The sequence below is a fragment of the Nocardioides marinisabuli genome, assembly GCF_013466785.1.
Classification (GTDB): domain Bacteria; phylum Actinomycetota; class Actinomycetes; order Propionibacteriales; family Nocardioidaceae; genus Nocardioides; species Nocardioides marinisabuli.
Map to the genome: position 1 here is coordinate 3,238,602 of NZ_CP059163.1, position 11,503 is coordinate 3,250,104.

General features: G+C 72.8%; 9 protein-coding genes. 7 read left to right on the forward strand and 2 right to left on the reverse strand.

Features of this window, described 5'->3' with window-relative positions:
• Nucleotides 1-3,483 carry an ATP-binding protein gene (locus H0S66_RS15540; RefSeq protein ID WP_179616182.1) on the forward strand — a complete coding sequence of 1,161 codons (3,483 nt, stop codon included), beginning with the start codon at nucleotides 1-3 and terminating at the stop codon, nucleotides 3,481-3,483.
• Nucleotides 3,484-3,519: 36 nt separating this feature from the next.
• On the opposite strand, the gene H0S66_RS15545 is transcribed toward H0S66_RS15540, so the two are convergent.
• Together H0S66_RS15545 and H0S66_RS15550 are read right to left on the reverse strand one after the other, a co-directional pair.
• Nucleotides 3,520-4,227, reverse strand: a complete 708-nt coding sequence (locus H0S66_RS15545; RefSeq protein WP_179616183.1) for a cache domain-containing protein — start codon at nucleotides 4,225-4,227, stop codon at nucleotides 3,520-3,522.
• Entirely contained in the window at nucleotides 4,224-4,979 is a 756-nt protein-coding gene (locus H0S66_RS15550) for a FadR/GntR family transcriptional regulator (RefSeq protein WP_218876346.1), read from the reverse strand. Before H0S66_RS15550 ends, H0S66_RS15545 begins: the two co-directional genes overlap by 4 nt.
• A 119-nt stretch (nucleotides 4,980-5,098) precedes the next feature.
• On the opposite strand from H0S66_RS15550, the gene H0S66_RS15555 reads away from it, so the two are divergent.
• The 6 genes from H0S66_RS15555 to H0S66_RS15580 all read left to right on the forward strand — a co-directional run bounded on the left by H0S66_RS15555 (nucleotide 5,099) and on the right by H0S66_RS15580 (nucleotide 11,502).
• Complete coding sequence (locus H0S66_RS15555; protein WP_179616185.1) at nucleotides 5,099-6,178, forward strand: ABC transporter ATP-binding protein; 1,080 nt, start codon at nucleotides 5,099-5,101, stop codon at nucleotides 6,176-6,178.
• Between the two features lie 130 nt (nucleotides 6,179-6,308).
• Nucleotides 6,309-7,436, forward strand: coding sequence for an extracellular solute-binding protein (locus tag H0S66_RS15560; RefSeq protein WP_246305163.1), 1,128 nt, complete (start codon nucleotides 6,309-6,311; stop codon nucleotides 7,434-7,436).
• Between the two features lie 2 nt (nucleotides 7,437-7,438).
• Nucleotides 7,439-8,359: an ABC transporter permease gene (locus H0S66_RS15565; RefSeq protein WP_179616187.1), complete on the forward strand. Its 921-nt coding sequence runs from the start codon at nucleotides 7,439-7,441 to the stop codon at nucleotides 8,357-8,359.
• The gene (locus tag H0S66_RS15570) at nucleotides 8,359-9,159 is read left to right on the forward strand and encodes an ABC transporter permease (RefSeq protein WP_179616188.1); all 801 of its coding nucleotides are present in this window, start codon (nucleotides 8,359-8,361) and stop codon (nucleotides 9,157-9,159) included. The genes H0S66_RS15565 and H0S66_RS15570 overlap by 1 nt, the downstream gene beginning before the upstream one ends.
• 56 nt (nucleotides 9,160-9,215) lie before the next feature.
• The gene (locus H0S66_RS15575; protein ID WP_179616189.1) at nucleotides 9,216-10,559 is read left to right on the forward strand and encodes an NAD-dependent succinate-semialdehyde dehydrogenase; all 1,344 of its coding nucleotides are present in this window, start codon (nucleotides 9,216-9,218) and stop codon (nucleotides 10,557-10,559) included.
• 40 nt (nucleotides 10,560-10,599) lie between these two features.
• Nucleotides 10,600-11,502 (forward strand): patatin-like phospholipase family protein, encoded by a 903-nt coding sequence (locus tag H0S66_RS15580; protein WP_179616190.1) that lies wholly within the window; start codon nucleotides 10,600-10,602, stop codon nucleotides 11,500-11,502.
• Nucleotide 11,503: the final 1 nt, after the last annotated feature.

Here is an 11,503-nt window from a genome sequence, read left to right on the forward strand (position 1 = left end):
ATGTCCATCGACGAGACCGAGCAGCTCGACGAGAGCACCGGTGGCCTGTTCGAGCACCAGCTGGTCGCCACCCCCGGCGACGACACGATGCAGTGGCGGGCCGGGCTGCTGCAGATGGTCAACTGGGGCGGCTTCGCCGGCCTGACCACGGTGCCGCTGGGCGGCGACGCGACGATGATCTCGGGTGCCTCCGGCGTCGGGAAGTCCACCATCCTCGACGCCTACACCGCGCTGATGATGCCCTCGGACACCAAGTTCAACGGTGCCTCCAACGACGCGGTCAGCGGCCGCGCGCGCGGCGTGGGCCAGCGCAACCTGCTGTCCTACCTGCGCGGCGCCGTCGACGTGGTCGACGACCCGCGCACCGGCCGGCCGGTCGAGAAGCTGCTGCGCGGGCGCGGCGTCGACACCTGGGGCGCGGTCGCGATGACGTTCGTCAACGACCGCGGCGGCTCCTTCACCGCGCTGCGCACCTACTACGTGCCGCGTCGCGCGACCCGCTCCAGCGAGGTCCAGATGCAGCTGGTCAGCCACGAGGGGCCGCTCGACCTGGCCTCCCTCGAGGTCGCGGTCGCGGAGCGCTTCCACGCCAACACCCTCAAGAAGCTCTACCCCGGGGTGCGGGTGCACCGCACCTACGCCGAGTACGCCGAGGTGCTGCACGCCCGGCTCGGCATCGGGGCCGGTGGCGACGGCGCCAAGGCGCTGCGGCTGCTGGCGCGCATCCAGGCGGGCAACCAGGTGCGCAGCGTCGACGAGCTCTACAAGGACATGGTGCTCGAGCGCCCCGCGACGTACGCCGCCGCCGACCGCGCCATCGAGCACTTCGACGACCTCGACGCCGCGCACGCCGCGATGCGCACCGAGGAGGAGAAGCTGGCGCTCCTCGAGCCGGTCACCGGCCTGCAGGAGCGCCGCGTGGCCGCGGCGCACCGGCTCGCGCAGCTGGACTCCTACGGCGTCACCGCGCCGGGCGACACCCCGCTGCGGCTGTGGCTGCTGCGCACCCACCGGCGCCTGATCGAGGCCGCCGTCGAGCGCAACCGCGACGAGCGGGCCGCCACCTCCGAGGCGCTGGCCGGCGCCCGGTCGGCCGAGGCCGCGCTGGTCGCGGACTTCGAGGCCGCCAAGGACGCCCACCGCGACGCCGGTGGGGGAGACCTCCAGGCGCTGGCCGCGCAGGTCGAGCACGAGCGGGCCATCCGCGAGGAGCGGGCCGCGCGGCTGGCCGAGCTCGAGGAGCGGGTCTACCCGCTGGTCGGGCAGGACGACGCGCCCGACCTCGACTCGGCCCTCGACTCGGCCGAGGGCTTCGCGGCGCTGCAGCTGCACGCGCGCAAGCAGCTCGCCGCCGGCGACGACGCCCGTGCCCGGCTGCGCGCCGAGCGTGACGAGGTGCGCGACCAGCTGGTGCCGCTGAAGGAGGAGCAGGCCGCGCTGCGGCGCGAGCGGGCCTCGCTCGAGAGCCGCGCCGGCCGGGTGCCGTCGTACCTGCACGAGCTGCGCGCCGAGGTCGCCCGGGCCGCGGGCATGTCGCCCGAGGAGCTGCCCTACGTCGCCGAGCTGCTCGACGTGGCGCCCGAGGAGTCGCGCTGGCGCACCGCCATCGAGACCGTGCTGGGCGGCACCGCCCGCACGATGCTGGTGCCCCTCGACCGGCTCGCGCACTTCTCCTCGGCGATCGACGGGCTGCGCCTGCGCACCCGCTTCACCTTCCAGGGCGTCGAGCTCGACCTGCCCGGCACCGGCCCCTCCGACCCCGAGCGGGTCGCGGGCAAGCTGCTTTTCAAGGACTCGCCGTTCTCGGGCTGGGTGCAGCAGCACGTCGCCGAGCCGTCCCGCAACGCCTACTGCGTGGAGACCGCGGCGGGGCTCGACGGCCCCGGCTTCCGGGTCACCGAGGCCGGGCAGACCCGCAACGGCCGCCGCGGCGCCCACGGCCGCGGCGAGCAGCGCAGCATCATCGGCTTCTCCGGCGAGGAGGCCGTCGAGGAGGTCGACGCTCAGCTGGCCCGCCTCGAGCGGCGGATGCTCGAGGTCGACGACCGGCTCGCCGCGCTCGACCGCCGCGCCGGTGTGCTCGAGCAGCAGCGCTCGGCGTACGACGCCGTGGCGATGGTGCGCCACGACGACGTCGACGTGACCGGCTGCGACCGGCGCATCGCCGAGCTCGAGCAGCGCCGCGAGGCGATCCTGACCGCCGACGACCGGTTGCAGGTGCTGCAGGAGCAGATCGACGACCTGACCGCTCGCCTCGACACCACCCGCCAGCAGCGCTTCGCCCTCGAGCAGCAGCAGCGGGCGCTGGGCTCGCGGCACGGCGAGCTCGTCGAGGCCGAGGACCACGTCAACGACCGCCTCGACGCCACCCCGCGGCCCGAGGGCCCGGGCAGGACCGGGCTCACCGACGAGCAGGAGGTCGCGCTGGGCGCCGAGCTCGCCGCGGCCGCCGCCCCCGCCGACCCCGACGACCTCGACCGGTTCGCCGAGAACGCCAAGCGGCTCGAGGCCCGCCTGCACGCCGCCGTCGCCGACGCGACCGCCGAGGTGCAGCGGGTCGAGGACGACCTGGCGGCCGTGTTCCGCCAGTACAAGTCGCGCTGGGACTCGCCCAATCTCGGCGCCACCGCCGACTCCTACCCCGACTACGAGCGCATCCTCGAGGAGATCCGGGGCAAGGGCCTGGCCGACCGCCGCTCGGAGTGGCGGCGACGCCTGACCGAGTGGAGCGGGCAGGACCTCGTGCCGCTGGTGGGTGCGATGGCCGCCTCGGTCGAGGAGATCGAGGACCGGCTGGTGCCGATCAACGCGATCCTGCGCCGGCTGGAGTTCGGCGGCGCCGGCGACCGGCTGCGGATCAAGCTGCGACGCCTCTCGCCGGTGCACGTGCAGTCCTTTATGAAGGACCTGCGGGCGCTGTCGGCGGGCAGCGGGTCCACGGCCCCGCTCGAGGAGGCCGACCTCGAGCGCCGCTTCGCCGAGCTGAGCCGCTTCATGGAGCAGCTGCGCCCGCAGGCCCCCGGCGGGGCCCCCACCGACCGCGACCGGCTGCTCGACGTACGCCGCCACGTGGAGGTCAGCGCCGAGCGCTACGACCACCTCAGCGGCGAGCTGCGCGCGACGTACCGGACGCTGGGGGAGAAGAGCGGCGGCGAGAGCCAGGAGCTGGTGGCCTTCATCGTCGGCTCCGCGCTGCGCTTCCGCCTCGGTGACGAGATGCGCTCGCGGCCGCGCTTCGCGCCGGTCTTCCTCGACGAGGGCTTCGTCAAGGCCGACTCGGAGTTCGCGGGAAGGGCGGTGCGGGCCTGGAAGGGCCTGGGCTTCCAGCTGGTGATCGGCGTGCCGCTCGACAAGGTCACGGGTCTCGAGCCGCACATGGACGAGCTGCTCGCGATCACCAAGAACGCGACCACGCACCAGGCGTGGATCACCCCGATCACCGACGCCGCCGCAGCGCAGGGGAGCGCCGCGAGCGACGCCTGAGGCCCCGGTCCGCCGCCGGCAGGGCCGCGCGCGGCCTCAGTCGGCCATCGTGACGACCGACAGCGGGAGGCCCTCGATGGCGTGGGCCGACCCGGAGGTCCGCCAACCCTCGGGCAGCAGGTCGCCGCACACGTGGTGGCCGCTGTTGCTGGACAGGATGCGGCCGTCGTCGTTGACCACGGCGAGCCGGGCCCGCGCGGCGCACAGCGGGGGGAGCAGCAGCTGCTCGGCGCGAGGCACGGCGATGTCGGCGCCGACGACGCCGGCGAACCGGCCGCCGGTCGTGATCGGGGTGGTGAAGGTGAGGGTGTACTCCTCGGTGCACAGGTAGTCGACGTAGGGGCCGGTCACGTGCGGGTGGCCCGAGTCGCGCGGCACGACGTACCAGGGGAGCGACTCGTAGTCGTAGAAACCGATGCCCTGCGGCTCCGAGTGCGTGACCAGCCGCTGGACCCGTCCCTCGGCGTCGGCCGCGAACCACTCCAACCAGTAGGCGGCGTCCTCGAGCAGGCCGACGGCCGCGACGAAGCCGGCGCCCTGCACCGGGTGCGCCGGGTCGCCGAGGACCGGCTGCACCAGCCGCTCGACGGCACCGAGGTGGCTGCGGCGCGGGGTCGCCTCGGTCTCGAGGGCGGTGGTGAGCTCGGCGGCGACGCGACCGGTCAGCTCGAAGGCGTGCCGGGCGAGGTCCTGGACGGCGGCGCGCACCTGGGCGAGCTCGGCGGCGGAGGGCTGCTGGGTCATGGGCGGTGCTCCCGGAGTCGGTAGTCGATCAGGCGCGCGGTCGAGTCGGCGACCCGCCCCTCGGCGGCCTCGCGGGCCGCCGGGGGGTCGCGGCGCTCGATCGCGGAGACGACGGCACGGCAGCTGTCGACGAGCTGGGCGTGGCTGGTGTCGTCGCCGAGGGCGATCCACAGCAGGGTGCCGAACTCCGCCTGCAGCCGCACCTCCTCGTGGTAGAGCCCCGGGGACTGCGAGGCGGCCGCCATCTCGATGTGGAACTGCGCGTCGGCGCGGCGCCGGGCGTCGGGGGTCTCGGCGCTGGCCAGGACCTCCGCGACCCGGCTCAGCCGGTCGACGTCCTCGCTGCTCGAGCGCCGGGCGGCGAGGGCTGCGCTCGCGCCGCTGATCGCGGCGTACACGTCACCGAGGTCGCGCAGCTCGCTGAGCGCGAAGCCGTCGAGCCGTCGTCGGGCGAGCTGGACGATGCCGTCCTCGGGGGTCCGGACGAAGCTGCCGCCCCCGCGCCCCCTCCGCGTCTCGATCAGCCCCTCGCCGCGCAGCACCGAGAGGGCCTCGCGGACCGTGACGGTCGAGACCCCGAAGATGCTGGCGAGGTCGGTCTCCCCGGGCAGCTGCTCGGCGTCGGGGAGGAGCCCCAGGGCGATGGCGTCGGTGAGCCGGCGCACGACGAGCGCGGAGCGGCTCATCGACTCCAGCGGCGAGAAGACCGCCGCCGACGCACGCCCGTAGAACGGCACCGCCACGTCGAGCACTCCCTCTCGTGTTTCCGCCCGATGACAATTCGGGTCCATCCTGCCCGAACCCTTGTAACTATGAACTATGAAGTCATATGTTTCGAGAACTCCACGGCGTTCGACGAAAGGCAGCTGCGATGACCGTCCCCACCAGCGCTCCCGCGGAGGTGCGGTCCGCAGCCGGCACGCAGCCCGCGATCTCGCTGCGCGGCCTGCGCAAGACCTTCGGTGAGGTCGCCGCCGTCGACGGGGTCGACCTCGACATCGACGACGGCGAGTTCTTCTCGATGCTCGGTCCGTCGGGCTCGGGCAAGACCACGGTGCTGCGCCTGATCGCGGGCTTCGAGTCCGTCACGGCCGGGACGGTGGAGCTCGACGGCGTCGACGTGACCCGGGCGGCGCCCTTCGAGCGCGAGGTCCACACGGTCTTCCAGGACTACGCGCTCTTCCCGCACATGAGCGTGCTCGACAACGTCGCCTACGGCCTGCGGGTGCGCAAGATGGGCAAGCGCGACCGACGGGAGCGGGCCCGGCAGGCGCTGGAGACCGTGCGGCTCGACCACCTCGGCGACCGCAGCCCGGCCCAGCTGTCGGGGGGCCAGCGCCAGCGCGTCGCCCTCGCCCGGGCCGTGGTCCTGCAGCCGCGGGTGCTGCTGCTCGACGAGCCGCTCGGCGCCCTCGACCTGAAGCTGCGCGAGCAGATGCAGGTCGAGCTCAAGCAGCTGCAGCGCGACCTCGGCATCACCTTCGTCTTCGTCACCCACGACCAGGAGGAGGCCCTGACGCTGAGCGACCGGATCGCGGTCTTCGACCAGGGCCGGATCCAGCAGCTGGGCACGCCGCGCGAGATCTACGAGCACCCCACGTCGGCGTACGTCGCGGGCTTCGTCGGGACCACCAACCTGCTCGACCCGGAGACCTCGCAGCGCCTCCTCGGGGTGCGTGGTGACCACGCCGTGCGACCCGAGCGGCTGCACCTCTCGCCCGTGGGCGAGCACACCGACGTCTCCGCCGACGAGGTCCGCCTCGAGGCCGCGGTGGTCGAGAGCATCTACCTCGGGACCGGGCACCGCGTGCACCTGCGCACCGAGGAGGGTCTCGAGCTCGTCGTCCTCGAGCAGGCCGCCGGAGCGCTCGACACCCGCGGCCACCGGGGCGACACCGTGACCGTGCGGTTCGCCCGCGCCGACGTCGTGCCCCTCTCCACGTCCACCTGACCCCGACTTCCCCGACCTCCACCGCTGCGACCACGCAGCGGAGCCCCACCCCACCCCCTCACAGAGAGCGACACCCCACATGAACTCCCACTTCCGACGCGGCCGTCTCGCCGCGACCTGTCTGTCCCTCATGGCGGTCACGGTCCTGACCGCCTGCGGTGCCGGTGACGACGACAAGACGACCGAGGCGGTCGAGGAGCTCGGCGAGATGGAGGGGCAGGTCTCCATCCTGGCCTGGCCGGGCTACGTCGAGGACGGGAGCAACGATCCCGACGTCGACTGGGTCTCGGCCTTCGAGGAGGAGACCGGGTGCCAGGTCACCAGCAAGGTCTACGGCACCTCCGACGAGGCGCTGAACCTCGCCAAGTCCGGTGAGTACGACGTCATCGCGGCCTCGGGCGACCTGTCGCTGCGCCTCATCAGCTCCGGCGAGGCGCAGGAGGTCAACACCGACCTGGTGCCCAACTACGACCAGGTCTTCGACTTCCTCAAGGACAGCGAGTGGAACACCCTCGACGGGGTCAACTACGGGGTCCCGCACGGCTACGGCGCCAACCTGCTCATGTACAACGAGAAGAGCTTCGACACCGCCCCGACCTCGTGGGGGGCCGTCTTCGAGGAGGAGGAGCTCGAGCGCAACGCGGGCAAGGTGACCGCCTACGACTCGCCGATCTACATCGCCGACGCCGCGCTGTACCTGATGAAGACCCAGCCCGAGCTGGGGATCGAGAACCCCTACGCGCTCGACCAGGAGCAGCTCGACGCCTCGGTGGAGCTGCTCAAGCAGCAGCGTGAGTACGTCGGGGAGTACTGGTCGGACTACCTCAAGGAGATCCAGGCCTTCGAGACCGGCGACTCGGTGGTCGGCACCACGTGGCAGGTCATCAAGAACAACATCTCGAACAAGGACGTCGCCGTCACGCTGCCCGAGGAGGGCGCCACCGCCTGGAACGACACCTGGATGCTGTCCTCGCAGGCCGAGAACCCGAACTGCTCCTACGCCTGGATGGACTACATCCTCAGCCCCGAGGCCAACGCCCAGGCGACCGAGTACTTCGGGGAGGCGCCGAACAGCCCGGCCGCCTGCGAGGAGACGACCAACCCCGAGCACTGCGACATCTTCCACGCCGGTGACGAGGAGTACGCCGAGCAGCTGTGGTTCTGGCGCACGCCGATCAAGGACTGCCTCGACGGCCGCGACGTCGAGTGCACCGACTACGCCGACTGGACCCAGGCCTGGACGGAGATCAAGGGCTGAGCATGGCCGCCACCTCCCACGTCACCGAGACCGGTCCCGGCCGGGCCGCCGACCCCGCGCTGCGGGCGTCGGCGGCCCGGCCGGGCTCCCGGCTCCTGCACCGTCGCCCCTGGCTGCGCCTGGCGCTGCTGCTCTCGGCCCCGCTCGCGTGGATGCTGCTGGTCTACGTGCTGGCACTGGCGGCGCTGCTGATCACCTCGCTCTGGTCGGTGGACAGCCTGACCAGCGAGATCGACCGGTCGTGGACGTTGGAGAACTTCCGGACGCTGGTGGAGAACGAGGTCTACCGCAACGTCACCCTCCGCACCCTGGGCGTGGCCCTGGCGGTCACGGTCGTCGACGTCACGATCGCGCTGCCCATCGCCTTCTACATGGCCAAGGTCGCGACACCGCGGGTGCGCAACATGCTCGTCGTCGCCGTGCTCACCCCGCTGTGGGCCAGCTACCTGGTCAAGGCCTTCTCCTGGCGCGTGGTGCTGTCCGAGGGCGGGCTGGCCGAGTGGAGCGGCATCGGCTCGCCGGGCTACGGGCTGACCGCCGTCGTGATCACCCAGTCCTACATCTGGCTGCCCTACGTCATCCTCCCGGTCTTCGCCGCCCTCGACCGGGTGCCCGACTCCATGCTCGAGGCGGCGGGGGACCTCGGTGCCCCCACCGGGATGGTCCTGCGCACGATCGTGCTGCCGCTGCTCGTGCCGGGCATCGTGGCCGGGGCCATCTTCAGCTTCTCGCTGACCATGGGCGACTACATCACCGTCAACATCGTGGGCGGGGCCAGCCAGATGCTCGGCAACCTCGTCTTCGTCAACGCGGGCGCCGCCAACAACCTGCCCCTCGCGGCCGCCATCGCGATGATCCCCATCGTGGTGACGCTGGTCCTGCTGGCTGCCATCCGCCGCACGGGTGCCCTGGAGAACCTCTGATGAACCTGAGCCTCGCCGCCCGCCGCACCCTCGCCGGGGTCACCGTGGGCGTCCTCGCCCTGATCTACCTGCCGCTGTTCGTGGTGCTGGTGAACTCGGTGAACCCGAGCCAGACCATGACCTGGCCGCCGAGCGGGGTGACCTTCGAGTGGTGGCGTCGTGCGGGCCAGAGCGCCGGGGCGCGCGAGGCGCTGCTGACCAGCGTGCAGGTGGCGCTCATCGCGACGGCCATCGCCCTGGTGCTCGGCACCCTGCTGGCCATGGCGCTGCAGCGCTACTCCTTCTTCGGCAAGCACTCCGTCAACCTGCTGGTGATCCTGCCGATCGCCCTCCCGGGCGTGGTGACGGGCATCGCGCTCAACAACGGCTTCCGGGGGATCCTCGGCATCGACCTGTCGCTGTGGACCATCGTGGTCGCGCACGCCACCTTCTGCATCGTCACCGTCTTCAACAACGTGCAGGCCCGCCTGCGCCGGTTGGGCACCAGCCTCGAGGAGGCCTCCGCCGACCTCGGCGCCGGCGTCTTCACCACCTTCCGCCTGGTGACGCTGCCGCAGATGCGCTCGGCGCTGCTCGCCGGCGGGATGCTCGCCTTCGCCCTGAGCTTCGACGAGATCATCGTGACCACGTTCACCGCCGGCGGCGGCGCCAACACCCTGCCGATCTGGATCCTCAACAACATGTTCCGGCCCAACCAGGCGCCGGTGGTCAACGTCGTGGCCGTGGTCCTGATCGTGGTCTCCATCGTCCCTGTCTGGTTCGCCCAGCGGCTGTCGAACGACGTCGACCCCAGCCGCTGACCCCACCGTCGACCCCACCGTCGCCCCCACACCGCACCGTCCCCGAGGAGAGAGCCATGATCGAGTACGCCGTCCGCAACCCCGCCACCGGTGAGCTGGTGGAGACCTTCGAGGCAGCCACCGACAGCGAGGTCGCGGCCGCGGTCGACGCCGCTGCCGCGGCGTACGCGTCGTGGGGGAGGGCCTCCACGGTGGCCGACCGGACGGCACTGCTGCACCGGGTGGCGACGCTGCACCGCGAGCGCCGCGACGAGCTGGCGCGGACCATGATCGAGGAGATGGGCAAGCCGCAGGCCGACGCCGACGGCGAGGTGGACTTCGCCGCCGACATCTACGACTACTACGCCACCCACGCTGCGGACTTCCTCGAGGACGAGGTGATCGAGCTGGGCGCCGGCGAGGGCACCGCCCTGGTGCGCCGCGGGCCCGTCGGGGTGCTGCTCGGGATCATGCCGTGGAACTTCCCGGCCTACCAGGTCGCCCGCTTCGTCGCCCCCAACCTCGCCCTGGGCAACACCATCGTGCTCAAGCACGCACCCCAGTGCCCGCGCTCGGCCGCGCTGCTGCAGCAGGTCTTCCGCGACGCCGGCTTCCCCGACGGCGCCTACGTCAACGTGTACGCCACCCACGAGCAGGTGGAGGGGATCATCGCCGACCCGCGGGTCCAGGGCGTCTCCTTGACCGGCTCCGAGCGGGCCGGTGCGGCGGTCGCGGAGCTCGCCGGCCGGCACCTGAAGAAGGTGGTCCTCGAGCTCGGGGGCTCCGACCCGTTCGTGGTGCTCGGCTCCGCCGACCTCGATGCCACCGTCGAGGCCGCGGTGGCGGCCCGGCTGGAGAACACCGGCCAGGCGTGCAACGCCGGCAAGCGGTTCATCGTGGTCGACGAGCTCTACGACGACTTCGTCGCCCGCTTCGGCGAGGCGCTGCTCGCGGCCTCGCCCGACGCGCCGCTGTCCTCCGAGACCGCCGCGGAGCGCCTGGCCCAGCAGGTGGGCGCCGCGGTTGACGGCGGTGCCGTCCTGTCGAGCGCCGGCGAGCGCGCCGGGGCGTTCCACCCGGCGGGGGTCCTCACCGAGGTGGCCCCCGACAACCCGGCGTACCGGGAGGAGCTCTTCGGCCCGGTGGCGATGGTCTTCCGGGCCGCCGACGAGGACGACGCGGTCCGCCTGGCCAACGACACCCCGTACGGGCTGGGCTCCTACGTGTTCTCCGACGACCCGGACCAGGCGCAGCGGGTCGCGGACCGGATCGAGGCGGGCATGGTCTTCGTCAACGGGGTCGGGCTCGACGCCGCCGAGCTGCCGTTCGGTGGCGTGAAGCGGTCCGGGTTCGGACGCGAGCTGGGTCGCTACGGCATGGAGGAGTTCGTCAACAAGAAGCTGATCCGCACCGTGGGCTGAGCGCGGTGTGGCCGGGCGGCCCGGCGGGCATGCTCGACGCATGACCTCCGGCGACGCCCCGCCCGTCCACACCACCGCGTTCGTGCTCTCGGGCGGCGGCAGCCTGGGCGCGGTCCAGGTCGGGATGCTCCAGGCGCTGGCCGCCGCCGGGATCGAGCCGGACCTGCTGATCGGCACCTCGGCCGGTGGTCTCAACGCCACCTGGGTGGGTGCGCGGGGCACGTCGCCGCAGTCCCTGGACGAGCTGGCCCGGGTGTGGACCGGGCTGCACCGGCGCGACGTCTTCCCGTTCCGGCCGCTGCAGGTGCTCGGGGCGCTGCTGGGGCGACGTCGCGGACTGTTCCCCGGCGAGGCGCTGGGCGACCTGGTCGAGGAGCGGGCCGGCATCCAGGACCTCGGCCAGGCACGGATCCCCGTGCACCTGCTGGCCACCGACCTGCTGACCGGCTCCGACGTGCTGCTCTCGTCGGGCCCGGTGCGCGCGGCGGCCCGCGCCACGGCCGCGATCCCGGGGGTGCTGCCCCCGGTGCACCTCGACGGCCGGTGGCTCGTCGACGGGGCCATCGCCACCCGGGCCGGGGTCTCGCACGCGGTCGAGCTCGGCGCCACCCGCGTGGTGGTGCTGCCGGCCGGGGTGCCCTGCGCGATCGACGAGCCGCCACGCTCGGCGATCGGGATGGCCGTGCACGCGCTGTCGCTGCTGATCGAGCAGCAGCTCGTGATCGAGGTGTCCCAGCCGGTCGAGGGCGTGGACGTCGGGCTGCTGCCGCCCCCGTGCCCGCTCTCGGTCTCGCCCGGCGACTTCAGCCGCGCGGCCGAGCTCATCGAGCACGGTCACGCCGACGCCGCCGCCTGGATCGCCGACGGAGGCCTGGAGCGGCCCGACCCGGCCCGCTACCTCGCGCCCCACCGCCATGCCCACGACGTGCACCGCAGGCGCTGAG

Excerpts from the sequence above, each read along its gene's own strand:
- H0S66_RS15540 (WP_179616182.1), top strand. The coding sequence starts at position 1 with ATGTCCATCGACGAGACCGAGCAGCTCGACGAGAGCACCGGTGGCCTG.
- H0S66_RS15545 (WP_179616183.1), bottom strand. The coding sequence starts at position 4,227 with ATGACCCAGCAGCCCTCCGCCGCCGAGCTCGCCCAGGTGCGCGCCGCC.
- H0S66_RS15555 (WP_179616185.1), top strand. The coding sequence starts at position 5,099 with ATGACCGTCCCCACCAGCGCTCCCGCGGAGGTGCGGTCCGCAGCCGGC.
- H0S66_RS15560 (WP_246305163.1), top strand. The coding sequence starts at position 6,309 with ATGGCGGTCACGGTCCTGACCGCCTGCGGTGCCGGTGACGACGACAAG.
- H0S66_RS15565 (WP_179616187.1), top strand. The coding sequence starts at position 7,439 with ATGGCCGCCACCTCCCACGTCACCGAGACCGGTCCCGGCCGGGCCGCC.
- H0S66_RS15570 (WP_179616188.1), top strand. The coding sequence starts at position 8,359 with ATGAACCTGAGCCTCGCCGCCCGCCGCACCCTCGCCGGGGTCACCGTG.
- H0S66_RS15575 (WP_179616189.1), top strand. The coding sequence starts at position 9,216 with ATGATCGAGTACGCCGTCCGCAACCCCGCCACCGGTGAGCTGGTGGAG.
- H0S66_RS15580 (WP_179616190.1), top strand. The coding sequence starts at position 10,600 with ATGACCTCCGGCGACGCCCCGCCCGTCCACACCACCGCGTTCGTGCTC.